Origin of the sequence: Amycolatopsis sp. NPDC004169, from assembly GCF_040610315.1 — a bacterium.
GTDB lineage: Bacteria > Actinomycetota > Actinomycetes > Mycobacteriales > Pseudonocardiaceae > Amycolatopsis.
On sequence record NZ_JBEXMD010000006.1, the window covers coordinates 289,284 to 310,994 of the forward strand.

The 21,711-nt window shown below is 75.7% G+C and carries 3 protein-coding genes; all 3 read right to left on the reverse strand.

What is annotated here, in order from left to right; translation table 11 throughout:
* Positions 1–17: 17 nt before the first annotated feature.
* The 3 genes from ABZX11_RS10960 to ABZX11_RS10970 are packed head-to-tail and all read right to left on the reverse strand — an operon-like array spanning position 18 to position 21,335.
* Positions 18–8,903 carry an SDR family NAD(P)-dependent oxidoreductase gene (locus ABZX11_RS10960; protein WP_354911960.1) on the reverse strand — a complete coding sequence of 2,962 codons (8,886 nt, stop codon included), beginning with the start codon at positions 8,901–8,903 and terminating at the stop codon, positions 18–20.
* Positions 8,904–8,911: 8 nt separating this feature from the next.
* Positions 8,912–13,291, reverse strand: coding sequence for an SDR family NAD(P)-dependent oxidoreductase (locus tag ABZX11_RS10965; RefSeq protein WP_354911963.1), 4,380 nt, complete (start codon positions 13,289–13,291; stop codon positions 8,912–8,914).
* A 28-nt stretch (positions 13,292–13,319) separates the two neighbouring features.
* The gene (locus tag ABZX11_RS10970) at positions 13,320–21,335 is read right to left on the reverse strand and encodes a type I polyketide synthase (protein ID WP_354911966.1); all 8,016 of its coding nucleotides are present in this window, start codon (positions 21,333–21,335) and stop codon (positions 13,320–13,322) included.
* Positions 21,336–21,711 lie beyond the last annotated feature (376 nt).

A 21,711-nucleotide genomic window follows, 5' to 3' on the forward strand; every position in this document is an offset into this window, starting at 1 on the left:
GTGGAAGGACTTCTGGTTCAGGCCCGGCGCCGTCGGGCGGCCGCGGCCTTGATGCCGGAGCGGCGCAGCTGTGCCTGCGCGGCGCTGTCGGGTGCGGGTTCGGGGGTCCCGGGGTCGCCGGCGGCGATCTTCGCGAGCGCGGCGACGGTCGGGGCCTCGTGGATGATGTGCGGCGGCAGTTCGGCGTCCGGGAAGCTGCTCCGCAGCGTCGCCAGCAGCGAGATGCCGAGCAGGGACGTGCCGCCGAGTTCGAAGAAGTTGTCGGACGCGCCGACCCGGTCCAGGCGCAGTGCTTCGCACCACGCCTCGGCCACCGCGCGCTCGGCGTCGCCTTCGGGCTCCTGGAACGGTGTGACCAGTTCCGGCCGCGGGTGCCGGTCGGCCGTCGAGCCGCCGTTCGCCGCCGAGGTGACGGCGTCGACGCTGAACCGGGCCGCCACCGCCGTCACCGCGTCCAAGTCCTGGGTGGAGATCACGACGTGGGGTTCGCCCGAGGCCAGCGCCCGCAGCAGCGTGCGCCAGCCCTGCTCGAAGTCGATGCCGAACTTGGCGCGGTGCTCGCGGAAGTAGGTCTGGATGTCCTCCTCGTACCCGGAAAGCCCGTCGTCCCAAGCGTTCCAGGTCCATTCGCCCCAAGAGATCGACACCGTGCGGCCACCGTGGGAGGCGGCGTAGGCGTCGAGCCACGCGTTGCCGGCGCAGTAGTCGACCTGGCCAGGGCCACCGCCGGTGACCGACGTGATCGAGGAGAACAGCGCGACGAAGTCGAGGTCCAGGCCGTCGGTGGCCGCGCTGAGCGCCCGGGAGCCGGGCAGCTTCGGCGCCAGGACCTGGTCGGCGTCGCCGGGCTGCTTGAACTGCATCAGCCCGGTACCCGGCACGCCCGCGGTGTGCAGGATGCCGTGCAGCGCCCCGAACTTCTCGACGGCCACGGCGACCGCGCGCCGGACGTCGGCCTCCTCGGCGACATCGCCTTCGACGACCACGACTTCACCGCCGAGGGCCTCGATCTCCCGCACTCGGGCGACGCGGTCGCGGATCGTGCCGGGCACCTCGTCGGTGCCGTCGGCGATCCCGGCCCAGCGCTCGCGCGGCGGCAGGCCGCGGCGGCCGAACAGCACGAGCTTCGCGTGGCTGTCGCGGGCCAGCCGCTCGGCCATCGCCAGCCCGATCCCGCCGAGGCCGCCGGTGATCAGGTACACGCCCTGATCCCGCAGCACGCTCGCCGCCTGCTCGATCGGCTGCGGCGTCAGAACTTCGTAGCCGGGCAGCCAGCGCCGCGACCCGCGCAGCGCGACCGTGCGGCCGGGCGCCGGGCGGTGCAGTTCGGCGACCACGGCGGCGGCACCGGCGGCCGCGTCGACATCGATGAGTCGCGTTCGGACACCGGGGTACTCCATCGGGATGACCAGGTTCGGGCCGGTGAGCGTGGCCGCGTCGGGCCGCAGCTCGCCGTCGTGCAGGACGCGCTGGGTGCCGGTGGCGGCCAGGTCCAGTGTCCAGCCGCCGAGGCCCAGCTCGCCGGCCGCGCGGGCCAAAGCGACGAGCGTGTGCAGGCCGAGCAGCAGGGAGTCGTCGTCGAGGTTCCACAGGTGGACGACCCGGTCGAGGCGGGTGCTGCCGCGCTTGAGGTCGCGCAGCAGCTGCAGCAGGTCGTCGACGTCGCCGGGGCGGACGGTGGCGTCCGGGCCCGGCCGGTACCCCGCGCCCGGCCGGACCACGGTCACCGGGTCGCCGGTGCGGCGGATCCCGTCGAGGACGTCTTCGGCGAGGCCGGGACGGGCGAACACGAGCCAGGACGCGGGCTGCGGCGCGACGGGCGCGGCCGAGGTCTGGCGCCAGGTGGGCAGGCTGATCCACTGGTCCTCGGGCAGCAGCGGGATCCGGTCGAACTCCTCCAGCGGCCCGTCCGCGGGTGTCTCGACCCGGGCCGTCCCGGTGGCCGGCTTCGCCTCGATCCAGTAGCGCTGCCGCTGGAAGGGGTAGGTCGGCAGCGGCACCCGGCCCGGGGCGGTGCCGCGGTAGACCGGCGTCGCCGTGCCGCGGCCGTGGTAGGCCGACCAGTCGAAGGCCGCGCCGAGCAGCCACAGCCGGGCCAGGCCGTCGGTGAGCACCTCGTCGGCAGGCCGCGGGTCGTCGGCGGCGGGCAGGGTGGCGGTGATCATCGGCCAGCGGCTCGCCGGGCTGAGCCCGCGCAGCAGCGCGCCGAGCGACGGCCCGGGGCCGATCTCGACGACGGCCAGGTGCTCGTCGGCCAGCAGCGCGGTGGCCGCGTCGGCGAACCGGACGGTCTCGCACATGTGCCGGGCCCAGTACCCCGGGTCGGTGACGAGGTCCGCGGTCGCCGGGGCGCCGGTGACGTTGGACAGGTAGGGCAGCTCGGGGGCGTTCAGCGTGACGTTCGCGGCGATCCACGCGGTCAGCCCGGCCGCGGCCGGCGCCAGCATCCGCGAGTGGAACGCGTGGCTGGTGCGCAGCGGACGGCACGGGACGTCCGCGGCCCGCAGGTCCTGCGCGAGCCGCTCGACCGCCGTGGTCTCCCCGGCCACCACGACCAGCTCCGGGCCGTTCACCGCGGCGATGTCGAGGCCCGTCAGGTCGAACCGCGTCTCGAGCTCGGTGAGCGACAGCGGCACGGCCGCCATCCCCCCGCCGGGCAGCGCGGCGATGAGCTCCGCGCGCTTGGCGACCAGCGCCAGAGCGTCCTCGAGCGAGAGCACCCCGGCCAGGCAGGCGGCGACGTACTCGCCGAGGCTGTAGCCGAGCATCGCGGACGGCTTCAGCCCCCAGTCCACCAGCGTCCGGGCCAGGGCGTAGTCCACGGCGAACAGCAGCGGCTGCGCGAGTTCGGTCCGCTGCAGCCGGGCGGCGCGGGGGTCTTCGTCGCCGGTGCGGCCCAGCAGCGCGGCCAGGCTCGGCCCGCCGCCGCGCTCGCCGGTGACGAGGTCGCCGTCGGCGTCGAGGTGCGCCAGGCACTCGTCGAGGTGGGCGCGGAACACCGGCTCGCGCCGGTACAGCTCGCCCACCAGGCCGGGGTACTGCTCGCCGACGCCGGCGAAGAGGAAAGCCACCGGCCGGTCCTGCACCGGCTCGACGCGGGTCGCGGGAGCACTCAGCGCGGTGACCGCACTGTCCACATTGGACGCGACGACGACCCGCCGGTGCTCGAACGTCTTGCGCCCTTCCTGGAGCGTGAAGGCGACGTCGGCCAGCCGCGCGTCCGGGTGCCCGGCGAGGTGCTCGCCGAGGCGCCGGGCCGCGGTGTCGGCCGCGTCGGCGGTGCGGGCCGAGACCGGCAGCACCTGGTAGCGACGCTCGGTGTCCGGGTCACCCGGTGGCGGCGCGGGCCGGTCCGGCGGCTGCTCGACGACGACGTGCACGTTGGTCCCTCCCATGCCCAGCGAGTTGAGCCCGGCGATCCGCGGGCGGCCGTCGCCGGTGTTCCACGGCGCGAGCTCGGCCGCGACCCGGAACGGGCTGTGCTCGAAGTCGATCTCCGGGTTCGGCGCGGTGTAGTGCAGCGTCGGCGGGATCAGGCCCTCGCGGACCACCAGCGACGCCTTGATCAGCCCGGCCGTGCCCGCGGCGCGGTCGAGGTGCCCGACGTTCGGCTTCACCGAGCCCAGCGCGCAGTACTGCTTCTCGGCCGTGTCGCCGAACGCGCGGGTCAGCGCGGCGACCTCGATCGGGTCGCCCAGCTCGGTCGCGGTGCCGTGGGCCTCGACGTACCCGACGTCCTCGGCCGCGACGCGGGCGTCGGCCATCGCGTCGGCGATCACCCGCGACTGCCCGCCCACGCTCGGCGCGGTGTAGCCGACCTTGAGGGCACCGTCGTTGTTCATCGCCGAGCCGCGGATCACCGACCAGATGTGGTCGCCGTCGCGCAGGGCGGCACCCAGCTTCTTGAGGACGACGACGGTGGCGCCGTCGCCGAACATGCTGCCGTGGGCCTGGGCGTCGAAGGTGCGCACGTGCCCGTCCGGTGACTCCTGGCCGCCGGGGGAGTGCAGGTGCCCGATCCGGTCCGGCACGCGCACCGAGACCCCGCCGGCCAGCGCCATCTCGCAGTCGCCTGCCCGCAGGCTGCGCATCGCGGTGTGCACCGCGACCAGCGACGTCGAGCAGAACGTCTGCACCGCCATGCTGGGGCCGCGCAGGTCGAACAGGTAGGACACGGTGGTGGTGAGCGCGTCCTTGTCGTTGCCCATCACCAGCTCGTAGATGCTGGCGTCGGCGTCGGAGGTGAACTGCCCGGCGATGCCGAGCAGGTACGTCGAGAGGTTGCAGCCGCCGAACACGCCGACCCGGCCGCGTTCGCCGGGCTTCGCGTACCCGGCCCCTTCCAGGGCTTCCCAGCAGACCTCGAGGAACAGCCGCTGCTGCGGGTCGGTCAGCGCGGCCATCCGCGGGCTGAGGCCGAAGAACGCGGCGTCGAAGCCGGTGACGTCGTCGAGCACCGGCCGCGCCGGCACGTAGGCCGGGTCGCGGACCTGCGCCGGGTCGACGCCGGCCGCGATCAGCTCGTCGGGCGTGAAGAACGTGATCGACTCGACGCCGTCGCAGAGGTTGCGCCAGAACTCGTCGATCGTGCCCGCGCCGGGGAACCGGCCGGCCATGCCGACGATGGCGATGTGCCGGTCCAGCTCGTCGTCGTCCGGGTCCGCCGCGACGACCGGCGCGGCCGGGGCCACGACCCGCGCCGGGGCCTGCTCGTCGAGGGTGGCGGCGAGCGCCTGCACGGTGGGCAGCTCGAAGAGCGTGACGGTCGGGATGGCGACCCCGAAGCGCTCCTTGACCAGGGCGAGCATCTGCAGGGCGAGCAGCGAGTTGCCGTTGAGGTCGAAGAAGTTGTCCCGGGTGCCGACCGGTTCGACACCGAGCACGGACGACCAGACCTCGGCCAGGCCGCGTTCGGTGGCGCTCATCGGCGGGACGTAGGGCTGGGGCAGGTCGGGGCGGGGGAAGCGGTCGGCGGTGGTCGCGGTGGGCTTCGCGGCACCGGGCAGCCGGTCGTCGAGCCCGCCGGCGGCGACGACCACGACGGGGCCGCCGAGGCGGTCGAACGCGGCCAGTGCTTGGGCGCGGGTCATGGCGTGCTGGGCCATCGAGGCGCCGAGCCGGGCGTCGAGCCGGTCCAGGGTGCCGGGCCAGGTGTCCCAGGCGGCGGCGAGCCAGCCGGGACGGCCGTGGGCTTCGGCGAGCAGCGCGGCGTTGGCGGCGGCGTAGCTGCCGAAGGTGACCCCGCCGAGCAGCGCCGAGGTCGAGGAGAACAGCACTGTCCACTCAGGACGCTCGGGAAGCTCGTCCAGGGCCGCGGCCAGCACGCGGGCGCCACCGACCTTGGCGGCGAAGTGCCGGGCGATCGTGGCTTCGTCCACTTCGGACAGCGCGCGGAACCCGGCGGGGCCGGAGTCGGCGGCGGCGTGCACGATGCCGTCGAAGCGGTGTTCGGCGAGCAGGGCGCGCACGGCGGCGGGGTCGGTGATGTCCACTCTCGGGGTGTGGACTTCGGCACCGAGGGCACGCAGCCGCGCGACGGCGGCTTCGGTGCCCCCGCTGCGGCTGACCAGCACGAGGCGGCGGGCGCCGCGGGTGGCGAGGTGCTCGGCGACGGTGAGGCCGACGCTGCCGAGGCCGCCGGTGACGAGGTAGCTGCCGCCTTCGCGGACCGCGAGCGGGGCGGCGGGCGCGGCGGGCCGGTGGCCGGGAACGAGCCGCTCGTCGCCGCGGTAGGCGACCAGCGGAGTGCCGGGCGAGCGCAACTCCGCGGCCAGCACGGCGGCGGCTTCGGCCGGGGTGTGGGCCGCGTCGAGGTCGACGGTGCCCGCGTCGAGGTTCAGGTGCTCCTGGTTCGCGACGACCGGCAGCACGGCCACCGCGGCTTGGGCGGGGCGGACCGAGCCGCCTCCGGTCGCCTGCCCGGCGCGGGTGGCGACGAGGACCCGGACCGCGCGCGAGCCGTCACCCGCCGCCGTCGCCAGGGTCCGGGCCGCCGCGTGCACCGCGGCCACGTCGTCGTCGAGGTCGAGCACCGACAGGTCGACGATCGTGTCCGCGTCGGCCGTCTCGGCCACGTCCCCGAGCAGGGCGCTCAGCGCCGCGGCCACCCCGCCGGTGTCCGGCAGGATCGCCACCCGGCCGGTGGTCCCGGCGTCGGTGGCGGGCTGCGGCCGCCACGACGGCGTCAGCAGCTGCACGTGCTCGTCGGGCTCGGCGGCCAGCCGCGGGACCTCCGGGGCGACCGTGCCCGGCGCGTCGATCCAGTAGCGCGAGCGCTGGAACGGGTAGCCGGGCAGGCCGACCCGCCGGGCCCCGCGGCCGCCGCGGACGCCGGTCCAGTCGAGGTCGACGCCGGCCAGCCACAGCCGTCCGGCCGCCTCGGCGACGGCGACGGCCGCCGGGGCCGGGTCGTCGGCGCCCGGCAGCGTCGGGATCACCGAGGCCCAGCGCTTCGGCGCGCACGCCCGGTGCCCGCGGACCATCGCGCCCAGCGAGCGGCCCGGGCCCAGCTCCAGCAGCACGGTGTCCTCGTCGGCCAGCAGGGTGGCCAGCGCGTCGTCGAACCGGACGGGCGCGCACATGTGCTCCGCCCAGTACGCCGGGTCGGGTGCTTCGGTGACCAGCGCACCGGTCACGTTGGAGACGTACGGGATCGTGGGCGCGTCGAGGGTCACGTTCGCGGTGACCCAGGCGGTCAGCTCATCACGCAGCGGCGCGAGCTGCCGGGAGTGGAAGGCGTGCGTGGTGGCCAAGGGACGGCACGGCACGTCCTCGGCGGCCAGGGAAGCGCGGAGTGCGGCGACCGCCTCGGCGGTGCCGGAGACGACGGTCAGCTGCGGGCCGTTCAGCGCGGCGATGTCGAGGTCGGTGCCGGCGATCCGGGCGCGCACGTCGGCTTCGGGCAGCGGCACGGCGGCCATCGCGCCGCCGGGCAGCGCGGCCATCAGCTTCGCGCGGTGCGTCACCAGCGCCAGGGCGTCCTCGAGCGAGAGCACCCCGGCCAGGCACGCGGCGACGTACTCACCGAGGCTGTAGCCGGCCAGCACGGACGGCTCGACGCCCCACGAGCGCACGAGCTGCGCCAGCGCGTACTCGACGGCGAACAGCGCCGGGTGCAGGACCTCGGTGCGGTCGCCCGCGCGCTCGCCGCCGCCGGTGCGTCCCAGCAGGGCGGCCAGCCCACCCGGGGCTTCGCGCTCGCCGAGCATCCCGGCCAGGACGTCCGTGTCCAGCAGCGCCCGGCAGCGGTCCAGCTCGGCCCGGAACACCGGCGCCGTCGCGTACAGCTCGGCGGCCAGGCCCGGGTACTGCTCGCCGGTGCCCGCGAGGAGGAACCCGACGCGGCGGCCGGTGCCGGCGTCGCTCGAGGCCGAGACTTCGCCCGCGGCCAGCAGCCGGGCGGCGTCCTCGGCCGAACCGGAGACCAGCATCCGGCGGTGCCCGAACGTCGTCCGTCCACTCTGGAGGGTGTGGGCGACGTCGGCGAGTGCGTCCCCGGAGGTCTCCAGGTGTGCGGCGAGGTTCGCGGTGGCCGCGTCGGCCGCGGCGGCCGAGCGGGCCGACCAGACCAGCAGCTCCGGCCCGGCCGTTGCGGTGGGCACCGGCAGCGGCGCCTCCTCCAGCACGACGTGGGCGTTCGTGCCGCCGATGCCGAACGCACTGACCCCCGCCCGGCGGGGGACGTCGGTGCGCGGCCACGGCGTGCGCTCGGTGACCACGGTCAGCTCGGCGTCGCCCGCGGTGAGCTGCGGGTTCGGCGTGCCGAGGTTGCGGGTCGGCGGGATCTCCTCGTGGTGCAGCGCGAGCGCGGCCTTGATCAGGTTCGTCACGCCGGCGGCGCGGTCGAGGTGCCCGACGTTGGTCTTCACCGAGCCGATCCGCACCGACCGGCCCGCGAAGACCTGCTGCAGCGCGGCGATTTCGGCGGCGTCGCCGAGCGCGGTGCCGGTGCCGTGCGCCTCGACGTACCCGATGTCCGCCGGCTCCAGCCCGGCCGCGGCCAGCGCCTCGGCGATCACCGTGGCCTGGCCCTCGACGCCGGGCGCGGTGAAGCCGACCTTGCGGCCGGCGTCGTTGTTGACCGCCCAGCCGCGCAGCACCGCGTACACCCGGTCGCCGTCGGCGAGCGCGTCCTCCAGCCGGCGCAGCGCGACCACGCCGACGCCGCCGCCGAGCGGGGCGCCCAGGCCCGCGGCGTCGAACGCGCGGCACTCGCCGTCCGGCGGCGCGATGCCGCCCTGCTGGTAGAGGTAGCCGACGCGGTGCGGCACGCCGATCGACACGCCACCGGCCAGTGCGACGTCGCATTCGAAGTTCGCCAGGCTGCTCGCCGCGACGCAGACCGCGACCAGCGACGTCGAGCAGGCGCTCTGGATGCTGAACGCGGGCCCGGACAGGCCGAGGGTGTGCGAAACCCGGGTGGCCAGGGTGTCCTTGTCGTTGCCGAGGGCGATCGCGATTTCGCCCATCTCACCGGCGGCGTTCGCCGGGGTGAGGTTGTGGGTCAGGTAGGTGCTCCACGCGCAGCCGGCGAACACGCCGATCGCGCCGTCGAACCGCGCCGGGTCGCAGGCCGCGTCCTCCAGCGCGTGCTGGCTGTGCTCGAGGAAGAGCCGGTGCTGCGGGTCGAGGATCTGGGCTTCCTTCGGGTTGATGCCGAAGAAGCCCGCGTCGAAGTCCTCGACGCCGCGGACGACGGCGCCCGCTTTGACGTAGGCCGGGTCGCCGAGCCGGTCGGCGGGCACGCCGGCCTTCAGGAGCTCGTCGTCGGTGAAGCGGGTGATGCCGGAGCGGCCGGCGCGGACGGTCTCCCAGAGCGCGCCGACGTCGTCGGCGCCCGGGAAGCGGCCGGCCATGCCGACCACGGCGATGTCCGTGGGCGAAATTTCGCTGCTGTCGGTCACGGTGTCCCTCATTTCCGGGTGCCGGCCAGGCGGCGGCGCTGGCCCCGCGCGGATCCGGTGGTGGCCGCCCGCGGAGCGGGGGCGTCGGTGTCGGTCAGTGCGGCGGCGAAGGCGGCCACGGTGGGGTGGCCGAAGAGGACGGCGGGCGCGATCTTGCGGCCGAGGCGCTTCTCCAGCGCCGCCACCATGGCCATGCCGACCAGCGAGTTGCCGCCGAGGTCGAAGAACGGGTCGTGCACGCCGACGGCGTCGATGCCGAGGAACTCGCCCCAGACACCCGCGATGTCGGTCTCGAGCTCGCCGCGCGGGGCGGCGTACTCGGTGCGCAGCGGTGGCCGCGGGTAGCGCGTGGTGGCCGCCGGGGCCGCCTCCAAGAGCTCGCCGAGGTCGTTGAGGGCGGCCAGCTCGCGGCGGGCGGCCGGCAGGTCCTGGCGCAGGGCCACGACCGTGCCGCGGACGCCGTTGCCGACGAGCCGGTCGAGCACCGCGCAGCCGGCTTCGGCGGTGAAGCCGTAGCGGCGGCGGTAGGCGAGGCGGGCCTCGCCGGTGGCCGCGTCCGCCCAGGCGTCGTGCTGCCAGTGTCCCCAGGCGACGGTGACCACCTGGGTGTCCGCTGTGGACAGTGCGGCGCCGTGGGCGTCGAGGACGCTGTTGGCCGCGCAGTAGTCGGCTTCGCCGATCCCGCCGACGACCGTGACGATCGAGGAGAACAGGACCAGCCGCCGCGGCCGGGCTTCGAGGAGCGGGCCGACCGCGTTGACCTTCGGGGCGAGCGTGCGGTGCATGTCCCCGGCGGTGCGGCGCTGGGCGAGCCCGCCGCCCGGCAGGCCCGCGGCGTGCACGATCGAGTCGAGCTCGCCGAGCCGTGCCTTGGCTTCGGCCAGTGCGTTCCGCAGCTGCTCCGGGTCGCCGGCGTCGGCTTTGAGCACCAGCACCTCGGCGGTCAGCTCCGCGAGGTCGCCCGGGTCTGCCTCGCCGGTGCGGCTGATCAGGGCGAGCTTGCCGGCGCCGTGGCGGGCGAGGTGCTTGGCCACGACCATGCCGAGGCCGCGGGTGCCGCCGGTGACCACGTGCGTGCCGCCCCAGTCCGGTGCGGCGTCGTCGAGGGTGATCTCGGTGTACTCCTGGAGCCGGCGGCGGCCGCCGCGCCAGCCGGTGAGCACCGGCTCGGTCGCGGCCTCGCCGGTCCACGGGCGGGCCAGCTCCTCCAGGAGGTGCTTCGCCCCGGTGCCGGGTTCGACGTCGACCCCGCGCCACCGGAGGCCGGGGTACTCGGCGCGGACCCCGCGGCCGAGCCCGTGCACGCCGGCGGCGTCCGGGTCGGTCAGGTCGCCGCCGGTGATCTCGGCCGCGCCGGTGGTGACGGTGAGCAGGCGGACGTCGTGGCCGTCGAGGGCCTGGACGGTCCGCAGGAGGTCGTCGAAACCGCCTTCGTGGACGACGTGCACCGGCTGGGGCAGTGTCCCGGGGTCGGTGCCGACGGTCATCCCGGCCCGGGTGGCCAGTGCGGCGAGTTCGGCGTTGGTGGTGATCAGCGAGCCCTGCGGGGCGGCCGTGGGCCGGGTGGGGTCGAGGCGCCAGACCGGGGCGTAGAGCCGGCCGGCTTCCTCGACCGGGCCGGGGGCCTGCCGGGTCGCCGAGGGCCAGAACTTCTTGCGCTGGAACGGGTAGGTGGGCAGGGACACGGTCCGGCCGCCGGTCGGCAGCTTCGCGAAGTCGACGGTGACGCCCAGTTCCCACAGCCGCGCGAGGGTCTCCAGGAGCGCGGTGCCCTCGGCCGGGCGGTCCTCGACCGGCCACGGCGCCGGCAGGGTGCCGAGCACGGCGGGGCGGGCGTCGAACTGGTTCTGGCGGACGAGGCCACCGAGCGTCTGGCCGGGGCCGACCTCGACGTAGACGTCGACGCCCTCGCCGTCACAGTGCCGGACGCCCTCGGCGAACCGCACCGGCCGGCAGAGGTGCCCGGCCCAGTACTGCGGGTCGACGGCTTCGGCGTCGGTGAGGACGGTGCCGGTCGCGTTGGAGACGATCGGGATCTTCGGTGCCTGCCGCGGCACGGAGGCGACCAGCTCGGCCAGCTCGGCGCGGGCGGGTTCCAGCAGGGTCGAGTGGAACGGGTGGGCCGAGCGCAGGACCCGCGCGGCCAGCCCGGCGGCCTTCAGTTGCGTGGCCGCGGTGCCGACGTCCTCGGGCGATCCACTGAGGACGGTCATCTGCGGGCCGTTCAGCGCGGCGACGTCGACCCGCATCGGGGAGAGGGCTTCGGCGATCCGGCTCGCGGAAGCGGCGACGGCGAGCATCCGCCCGGCCGGAGCGCGCCCGATCAGCCGCGCCCGCCCGGTGACGACGTGCAGGGCGTCGCCGAGGGTGAAGACCCCGGCCAGGCAGGCGGCGACGTACTCGCCGAGGCTGTAGCCGACGAGCAGGTCCGGCCGGACACCCCGGTCGGCGAGCAGCTGCGCGAGCGCGTACTCGACGGTGAACAGCAGCGGGTGGGCGACCTCGGCGCGGTCGAGCAGGTCGTCTCCCGGGCCGGCGCCGAAGAAGGACGCTTCGACGGCTCGAGGTTCGGCGAAGAAGGCGGCCCGCAGGTCGACCCCGCACCGGTCGGCGGCGATGGCGCAGCACTCGTCGACGGCGGCGGCGAAGACGGGCTCGTCGCGGTAGAGCTCCCGAGCGAGACCCCGGTACTGGTCGCCGACCCCGGGCAGCAGGAAGGCGACCTTCGGAGCGGCGGGCTTCCGGTGCACCCCGGGGGTCCGCGCGGCGGAGGCGAGCTGCCGCGCGGCGTCTTCGAGACCGGTGGCGACGACGGCCCGCCGATGCTCCAGGTGCGCCCGCCCCTCGCGAAGGGTGTGGGCGAGGTCGGCCAGGCTCAGGGCCGTGTTCGCCGGGGCATCACGCGTGACTGCGCGGGCATCCTCTGCCGTGTGGGCGAGCTGAGCGAGGTGGGCGTGCAGCGCGGCTTCCGAGGCGGCCGAGACCGGGATCAGCTCGGCAACCTTGTCCACACCCTCCGCGCACACTTCGGTCGGCGGGGCGGCTTCGAGGACCAGGTGGGCGTTCGTGCCCGACCAGCCGAACGAACTCACCCCCGCGACCGCCGGGCGGCCGTGGTCCGGCAGCGGGGCCAAGCCGGCCGACGGGCGGACCGCCGCGTTCGCCAGCACCTGCTCCGCGGGGTCGTCCATGTGCAGGTTCGGCGGCACTTCGCCGTTCTCCAGCACCAGGACCGTCTTGATCAGCCCGGCGATGCCCGCCGCCGTGTGGGTGTGGCCGATGTTGGTCTTCACCGCTCCCACCGTCAGCGGGCGGCCGGCCGGCCGGTCGCCGAACACGTCGCCCAGCGCGCCCAGTTCGATCTCGTCGCCCAGCGGCGTCCCCGACCCGTGCGCCTCCAGGAAGTCCACGTCGGCCGGTTCGGCCGCCGCGTCGGCCAGTGCCCGGCGGATCACGTCGACCTGGGCGCTGCGGTTGGGGGCGGTCAGGCCGTTGCTGCGGCCGTCCTGGTTCACCGCCGAACCGCGGATGACCGCGCGGATGCGGTGGCCGTCGCGCAGGGCGTCGGACAGCCGGGCCAGCACCACCATCCCGCCGCCCTCGCCCATCATGTAGCCGTCCGCGCTCGTGTCGAACGTGTGGCAGCGGTCGGTCGGGGACAGCAGCGCGTTGCGGCTGCTGTAGACGTAGAGGAACGGGTGCAGCGCCAGGAACCCGCCGCCGGCCAGGGCGTAGTCGCACTCGCCCGCCCGCAGCGCGCGGGCCGCGAGGTGCACCGCCACCAGCGTCGACGAGCACGCCGTGTCCAGCGAGAACGCCGGCCCGCGCAGGTCGAAGTGGTAGGCCAGCCGGCCGGCGACGACGCTGGCGAGGCTGCCCTGGCCCATGTACGGGTCCGCGTACACGCCGGTGCCTTCGCGCTCGGCCTCCACCTGGCCGTACTGGAAGCTGTCGGAGAACCCGAGCAGCACGCCGGTGCGGCTGCCCCGCAGCCGCGGTGCCGGGGTGCCCGCGTCGTCCATCGCCTCCCAGGCCAGCTCCATCAGCAGCCGCTGCTGCGGGTCCATCCGCAGCGCCTCCTGCGGGGCGTAGCCGAAGAACCCGGCGTCCCAGCCGTCCACTTCGGACAGGAAGGCGCCGCGGCGGCCGGTGCCGGGGGCGTGGTCGAACCGGCCGTCGGGGACGTCTCCGACCTCGGCGGCCCGGCCCTCGCGCAGCAGCTGCCAGTACGCGTCGACGTCGGGCGCGCCGGGGAACCGGCACGACATGCCGATCACGGCGATGGGCTCGCTCTCGCGGGCCTCGTACTCGGCCAGCCGGCGGCGCGCGCCCGCGAGCTCGACCGTGGCCCGCTTCAGGTAGTCGCGAAGCTTGTCTTCGCCGGTCATAACCGAACCCCTATCCGTTCGCAAAACGTCACAGCTTGTCGATGAAGGCGAAGAGCTCGTCGTCGGAGGCGAGTTCCAGGTCCGGTGCCGCACCGAGCCCGTCGAGCGCCTCCCGCAGCACCTCCGCCAGCCGCCGGCGGTCCTCCTCGCCGGCGCCGGGCAGCACTTCGCCGAGGGCGTCACGCAGCCGCTGCGCCGGGTCGGGCGGCGGCGGGAGCAGCTCGCCGAGCAGGTGCGCGGCCAGCAGCTCGACGGTCGGGTGGTTGAACAGCAGCGACGCGGGCAGCCGCAGCCCGGTGCCGGCCCCGATGCGGTTGCGCAGCTCCACCGACGTCAGCGAGTCGATCCCCAGTTCGCTGAACGGCTTCGCCACCTCGACCGACGCCGGCGACCGGTGCCCCAGCGCGGTGGCGACCTCGGTCCGGACGAACCCGGTCACCGTGGCCGCCGCGGTCTCCCGGTCCAGCCCGGCGAGCTGCCCGGCCAGCCCGGCCGCGACCGGAGCGGCCGCGGCCACGCGGCGCACCGGCACGAGACTCCGCAGCACGGCGGGGACGTCGTCGGCCGCCCGCAGCGCCGCGGTGTCCCAACCGGACGCCACCACCGTGCCGGACAGCCCGAGCGCGGCGTCGAACGCGGCCAGCCCCTGCGCCGGCGTGATCGGCCGGACGCCGGTGAGCCGCGCGCGGTCCGTGGCGGTCATCGCGGCGGTCATGCCGGTGGCGGTGTCCCACAGGCCCCACGCGATCGACACGCCCGGCAGCCCGCGTGCCGCCCGGTGCTCCGCCAAAGCGTCGAGGGACGCGTTCGCGGCCGCGTAGTTCGCCTGGCCGCGGTTGCCGAGCACCCCGGCGATCGAGGAGAACAGCACGAACGCGGCGAGCGGCTGGTCTCCGGTCAGCTCGTGCAGCAGCCAGGCCGCGTCGCGCTTGGGCCGCAGCACGGTGTCCAGCTGCGCGGCCGTGAGCCCGGTGAGGGTCGAGTCGTCGAGGACGCCGGCCGCGTGCACCACCCCGGTGAGCGTCTCGCCCGCCAGCACCGCGGTGAGCGCGGCGCGGTCGGCGACGTCGGCCGCCACCACCCGGACGCGGGCGTCGAGCCCGGCCAGCCGCGCCGGGACGTCGCCGCCGCTGCGCGACACCAGCAGCAGGTCACGGACGCCGTGCGTGGTCACCAGCCGCTCGGCGACCAGCGCGCCGAGCCCGCCCGTGCCGCCGGTCACCAGCACGGTGCCGGTGCCGAAGTCCACTGTGGACGGCTCGGCGGCGAAGCGCGCCAGCCGGGGCACGAGCACCGCGCCGTCGCGCACGGCGAACTGCGGCTCTTCGGCCTCCAGCGCCGCGGCGAGCGGGGCGCCGGGCCGGGCGCCGGCGAGGGCGAAGCGGCCGGGGTGCTCGGCGATCGCCGAGCGCACCAGGCCCCACACGGCCGCGCCGCCGGGCGAGCCGGGGTCCTGCAGGAACACCAGCTTCGAGCCGTCGCAGCGGGCGTTGAGCAGCCAGCGCTGCACGAGGTCCAGCACGGCGGGCAGCTCGTGCGCGGTGGTGAGCACGACGGGCGGGACGACCTCGGGCAGCTCGGTGCCGATCACCGTCCACTCGCGCTCGGTGCCGGCACCGACCTCGGCCGGCTCCCATTCCACGCGGTACAGCTCGGCGGTCGCGGTCGCCTGCGAAGCGGGACGCAGCAGCAGCGATCCGACGCCGCCGAGCGGAGTGCCGGCAGTGTCGTAGAGGGTGATCTCGACGCCGCTGTCCGCGGAGCCGGACAGACGGGCCCGCACCGAACCCGGCAGCGGCGAGGTGATCCGCAGGCCGCCGAAGGAGAACGGCAGCAGCAGCTCGGTGCCGTCGAGGACCAGCGCGTGCAGCACCGCGTCGAGCACGGCCGGGTGCGCGGTGAACTCGCCTTCGGCGGGCAGCTCCACCTCGGCGTACTGGTCGTCGCCATCGCGCCACAGCGCGGTGAGGCCCCGGAACGCCGGGCCGTACTCGTACCCGCGTGCCGCCAGCCGCGGGTAGCCGTCAGCGAGGTCCACCGGCTCGGCGCCGACGGGCGGCCAGACCGGCAGGGGGGTGACGGGCAGCCGGTCCGGGCTCACCGTGCCGGTCGCGTGCCGCGTCCACGGCGCGTCGCCGAGTCGCGAGTGGACGGTCAACGGGCGGCGGCCGTCCTCGTCCGCGCCACCGAGGCCGACCTGGACCTCGACGACACCCGTGGCCGGCAGCACCAGCGGCGCTTCCAGCGTCAGGTCTTCGACGGTGCCGCCGTCGGCCGCTTCCAGGGCCAGCTCGGCGAACCCGGTGCCGGGGAACAGGACCGTGCCGCGGACGGCGTGGCCGGCCAGCCAGGGCAGCGAGGTGAGCGAGAGCCGCCCGGTGGCGACCAGCCCGTCGCCGTCGGCGACCGGCGTCGGCGCGCCGAGCAGGCCGGAGGTGCCCTCGGTGAGCCAGTAGCGCTGCCGGTCGAACGCCGAGGTCGGCACGTCCGGGTGGCGGGTGACCGGGCCGAGCAGCCGCGGCCAGTCCACGACGGCGCCCCGCACGTGCGCCGCGGCCAGTGCCAGCAGGAACCGGCGGCGGCCGCCTTCCCCGCGGCGCAGGGTGCCCACCGCGGTGCCGTCGATGCCCGCGTCGGCGAGGATCTCCTGCACCGCGCCCGCGAGGATGGGGTGCGGGCTGACCTCGACGAACAGCGGCCGCCGGTAACCGGCGAAGGCCCGGACGGCGGCGTCGAACTCGACCGGCTCGGCCAGGTTGCGGTACCAGTAGGCCGCGGTCAGCTCCGAGCCCGGCAGGAAACCGCCGGTGCAGGAGGAGCAGATCGTGGTCGCGGTGTCGGCGGGCGCCAGCGCGCCGATCTCCTCGAGCAGGGCGTCGCGGACCGCTTCGACGTGCGGGGTGTGCGCCGCGTAGGCCACCGGCGTGCGCCGGATCTGGACGTCGGCGCAGGCGGCCGCGAACTCCTCGATGGCGGCCAGCTCGCCGCCGACCACCGTGCCGGCCGGACCGTTGTCCACGGCCGGCCACAGCCGTCCCGCCCACGGCGCGAGCCGCTCCCGCACCTGCGCCACCGGCAGGCCGACGGCGAGGATCCCGCCGGTGCCGTCCAGTTCGGCGGTGAGCAGCCGGCTCCGGACGGCGATGATCCGGGCGGCGTCGGCCAGCGGCAGCGCCCCGGCCACGACGGCCGCGGCCAGCTCGCCCTGGGAGTGGCCGACCACCGCGGCCGGAGCGACCCCGGCGGCCTGCCACAGTCCGGCGAGGGCGACCATGACGGCGAACAGCACCGGCTGCACGACATCGGTCCCCTCCAGGCCCGGCGCACCCGCGGCGCCGGTGAGCACGTCGAGCACCGACCAGCCGGTGTGCGGCTTCAGCGCCTCGGCGGCGTCGGTGAGCAGCTGCGCGAAGCCGGTGTCGGCGGCGAGCAGTTCGGCGGCCATGCCGGGCCACTGCGCGCCCTGGCCGGGGAAGACGAACACGGGCTTGGTCTCACCGGCCGCGGTACCGGTGACGAGCGCGGGGTGCGGGGCGCTCTCGGCGAGGGCATCGAGGGCCGCAACCAGCTCGGTGCGGTCTCCGGCGACGACGACCGCGCGGCAGGCACCGGGGCGGCGCCGGGCGAGGATCGCCGCGGTGGCGGCGAGGTCCTCGTCGGACGCGGTTTCGGCGTAGGCGCGCAGCCGGGCGGCCTGGGTGCGGAGAGCGGCGTCGGTGTGGGCGTGCAGGAGCCAGACCAGCGGCTGGGCGGGTGCGGCCCCGGGCTGGGAGCGGTAGGCGGTGCCGTCGGCGGCCTGCAGCGGCTCGGCGGGTGCCGGTGCGGGCTCTGCGGCTCGCCCGGCTTCGGCCCCGGGTCGGGGGCGCGGCCCCGCGGCAGGCGCTCCGGCCGGTGCGGTCTCGGTTCCGGCGTAGGCGGGCGCCGCAGCGGGTGCGGCTTCCAGTACCACGTGTGCGTTCGTGCCACTGATCCCGAAGCTCGACACCGCCGCCCGCCTCGGGCGGCCGTGGTCGGGCCACTCCTGGGCCGCCGACAGCACCTCGACCCGGCCGCTCGCCCAGTCGACGTGCGGGCTCGGCACCTCGGCGTGCAGCGTCCGGGGGATCGTGTCGTGCCGCAGCGCCTCGACCATCTTGATCACGCCCGCGATCCCCGCCGCGGCCTGGGTGTGGCCGATGTTGGACTTCAGCGACCCCAGCCACAGCGGCGTCTCGCGGTCCTGCCCGTACGTCGCCAGCAGCGCGTGCGCCTCGATCGGGTCGCCCAGCGCGGTGCCGGTGCCGTGCGCCTCGACCACGTCGACGTCCGATGTGGACAGTCCGGCGGCCGACAGCGCCCGGCGGATGACCTCTTGCTGCGCCTGGCCGTTCGGGGCCGTGAGACCGTTGCTGGCCCCGTCGGAGCCGGTCGCGCCGCCGCGCAGCAGGGCCAGCACCGGGTGGCCGTGGCGGCGGGCGTCGGACAGCCGCTCCAGCACCAGCATGCCCGCGCCTTCGGCGAACGCCGTGCCGTCGGCGTCGGCGGAGAACGCCTTCGCGCGGCCGTCGGCGGACAGGCCGTTCTGGCGGGTGAAGTCCACGAGGTTGCCCGGAGCGGCCATCACGGTGACGCCGCCGGCCAGCGCCAGCGAGCAGTCGCCGCGGTGCAGGGCGTCGGCGGCCAGCTGGATCGCGACCAGCGACGACGAGCACGCGGTGTCGACCGTCAAAGCGGGTCCGCGCAGCCCGTAGGTGTAGGCGATCCGGCCCGACGCCACGCTCGGCGACGTGCCGGTGAGGCGGTGGCCGTCGACCGACCCGGTCGGCTCGTGCAGGCGCGGGCCGTAGTCCATCGCCATCGCCCCGACGAACACCCCGGTGTCGGTTCCCTCGAGGGACCCGAGCCCGGCGCGCTCGATCGCCTCGTGGCTGATCTCCAGCAGCACCCGCTGCTGCGGGTCCATCGCCAGGGCCTCGCGCGGGCTCAGGCCGAAGAACGCGGGGTCGAACCGGTCGGCGTCGTGCAGGAAGCCGCCGAAGCGGGTGGCGCAGGAGCCGGGCCCGGTGTCGCCGAGGAGCGTGTCGAGGTCCCAGCCTCGGTTCGACGGCAGCTCGGTGACGGCTTCCCCGCCCGTGGCCACCAGGTCCCACAGCTCGGCGGGGGAGGTGATGCCGCCGGGGAAGCGGCAGCCCATGGCGACGATCGCGATCGGGTCGTCCTGCGGTGCCACAGGTTCCGCCACCGGAGCGGCTTCGCCCCGGGCCGCCCGCAGGTGGGTGATCAGGTGGTGCGGGGTCGGGAAGTCGAACAACACCGTGGTCGGCAGCTTGCGCCCGGTGGCCGCCTGCAGCCGGGTGCGCAGCTCCACCACGCTCACCGAGTCGAAACCGAGGTCCTTGAACGTGCTTGCCGGGTCGATGGCGCCGGCGTCCGCGTGGCCCAGGACGGCCGCGGCGGTGGCGAGCACCAGTTCCGCCACCTGCGTGGCATCCACGGTGACCGGCGCGGCGGCGGCTTCTTCGCCGAGCCAGTGCCGGGTCCGCTGGAAGGCGTACGTCGGCAGGTCGACCAGGCGCTCGCCGGGCACCGGCCAATGCACCCCGGCCCCGGCGACGAACGCTTCGGCGAAGCTGCGCCGCAGGCGGTCGCCGCCGCCGTCGTCCCGCCGGAGGGTGCCGATCACGGCCACGGTGTGGCCGCGGGCTTCGGCCGTCTCCTCGATGCTGCCCAGCAGCACCGGGTGCGGGCTGCACTCGACGAACCGCGCGCCGCCGGCGGCCAGCGCCCCGGCGGTCGCGTCGGCGAACCGGACCGGACGGCGCAGGCTCTCGAACCAGTACCCGGCGTCGAGGCCGGCGGTGTCGAACGGCTCGCCGGTGAGCGCGGACACGAAAGTGACCGAAGTGGACACCGGCCGCACCGGGGCCAGCAGCCGCAGGATCTCCTCGCGCAGCGGGTCCACGGCCGCCGAGTGCGACGCGTAGTCGACCGGCAGGATCTTCGCGCGGTAGCCGCTTTCGGTGAGGATCGCGTGCAGGGCCGCCAAGTCGCCGGACGGCCCGGACAGCACGACGGACCGGGTGCCGTTCACCGCGGCCACCGACACCCCGGCGGGCAGCAGCGGCCGGACGACGTCTTCGGGCGCCCCGGCGGACATCATCCCGCCGCCGCGGGGCATCCCGGCGATCACCCGGCTGCGCAGGGCGACCACGCGGGCGCCGTCCGCGAGCGACAACGCGCCGATCGCCGTGGCCGCCGCGATCTCACCCTGCGAGTGCCCGACCACGACCGACGGGGTGAGCCCGGCGTCGCGCCAGACCTCCGCCAGCGAGACCATGACCGCCCAGAGGGCGGGCTGCACGACGTCGACGCGGCCGAGGTCGGCGCTGCCGTCACGCAGGTCTTCCAGCAGGTCGTAGTCGACGAACTCGGCGAGCGCGGCCGAGCACCCGGCCAGCCGGCGGGCGAACACGGGCGAGTCGCGCAGCAGCGCGCGGGCCATCTCCGGCCACTGCGAACCCTGCCCGGGGAAGACGAGCACGTCACCGCCGTCGACGGTCCGCCCGGTCACCACGTTCTCCGACGGCGTGCCGCCGGCCAGTGACCCGAGGTCGCCGAACACGACCGCGCGGTGCTCGAACAGCTCGCGGGTGCGCAGCAGCGACCGGGCGACGTCACCGTGGGCGAGGGCCGGGTGCCCGGCGAGGTGGTCCGCGAGCGCACGGGCCTGGGCGGGCAGGGCGGCGGCCGACCGGGCCGAGAGCACCAGCGGGACGTGGTCGGCCACGACGTCTTCCGGCGGGGTGGCCGGCGGGGCTTCGGCCAGGACCAGGTGGCAGTTGGTGCCGCCGACGCCGAACGAGCTGACCCCGGCGACGAGCCGGTCCTGCGGGCGCGGCCAGTCCCGGGCTTCGCGCACGACTTCGAGGTTCAGCGTCCCGAACGGGATCGCCGGGTGGGGCGTCTCGAAGTTCAGGCTCGGGCTCAACCGGCGTTCTTGCAGGCACACCAGGATTTTCAGCAGTCCGGCGATGCCGGCCGCGCCTTCGAGGTGGCCGAGCACGGTCTTCACCGAACCGACCGGCAGCGGCTCCGGGCGGTCCCCGGCGAACGCGGCGCCGAGCGCCTCGGCCTCGATCGGGTCGCCGACCGGGGTGCCGGTGCCGTGCAGCTCGACGTACTGGACCTCGGCCGGGGTGACGCCGGCGTCGGCGCAGGCCAGCCGGATCACCTCGGTCTGCGCCTGCGCCCGCGGCACGGTGAGCCCCTCGCCGCCGCCGTCGTTGTTCACCGCGCCGCCGAGCAGGACCGCGTGCACGCGGTCGCCGTCGGCGAGCGCGGCGCTCAGCGGCTTGAGCACGACCAGGCCGCCGCCCTCGCCGCGGACGTACCCGTCGGCGCGGCTGTCGAAGGTGTGGCAGCGGCCCTGCGGGGACAGCGCGCCGAAGCGGTCCACGGTCTCGGTGCCGGCCGCCAGGAGGTTGAGGTTCACCCCGCCGGCGAGCGCGACGGCCGCGGTGCCGCGGCGCAGCTGCTCGGCCGCCAGGTGCACCGCGACCAGCGACGAGGACTGGCCCGAATCGACGGTCAGGCTCGGGCCGCGCAGGCCGAGCAGGTAGGAGACGCGGTTCGCGATCAGGCTGCGGTGGGTGCCGGTCAGCGTGTGCGGTCCGGCGCCGAGGCGGTCGTGCAGCAGCGCGTAGTCGCCGTTGATCGCGCCGACCACGACGGCCGTGCCGCTGCCGCGCAGCGTGCCGGGCGCGACCCGGGCGTCCTCGCAGGCCTCCCACGCCAGCTCCAGCACCAGCCGCTGCTGCGGGTCCATCGCCGCGGCCTCACGCGGGGAGACGCCGAAGAAGGGCGCGTCGAAACCGTCCACATCGGACACGAAGCCGCCGCGCCCGGCGCGGTCGCCGTCGGTCCACCGGCCCGGCGGAACCTCGCCGACGGCCTCGCGGCCCTCGGCCAGCAGCCGGCGCAACCGCGCGGGGCCGGCGGCGCCGGGCAGCCGGCAGGACATGCCGACCACCGCGATCGGCTCACCGGGAGCAGGCAGGGAAGACATAGTTCACCCATCGTCGGAAGGGATCGCGGAAATCGGGGAATGCGTGGTTCTGTCCGGAATGCGCCGGGTCCGGGAATTCCCGGGTGGCGCCGGTGGATTCCGATCGTGCGGGCTGCGCACCCCGTTCGTCAAGGGTGTTCCGCGGCGGCGGCGGTGGCAGGCAGGCGACGGCAGGAAGCTGCCACCGCGGCGGCCACCCGGCTGGAGCAGTGCGAGTGGGTGACTGCGCCGAACGGTGTGGTCAATTGCGCTGACCTGCGGAAACGACGGTCCGGTCCGGTGTGGATGGTGTCACGGGCGTGACCGTCCGGACACAGCAGGTACACCTGGGTACCGCCCTCCCCGCCCCGCCGCCGAATCTGGGTGAGGACTACCC

Excerpts from the sequence above, each read along its gene's own strand:
- ABZX11_RS10965 (WP_354911963.1), bottom strand. The coding sequence starts at position 13,291 with ATGACCGGCGAAGACAAGCTTCGCGACTACCTGAAGCGGGCCACGGTC.
- ABZX11_RS10970 (WP_354911966.1), bottom strand. The coding sequence starts at position 21,335 with ATGTCTTCCCTGCCTGCTCCCGGTGAGCCGATCGCGGTGGTCGGCATG.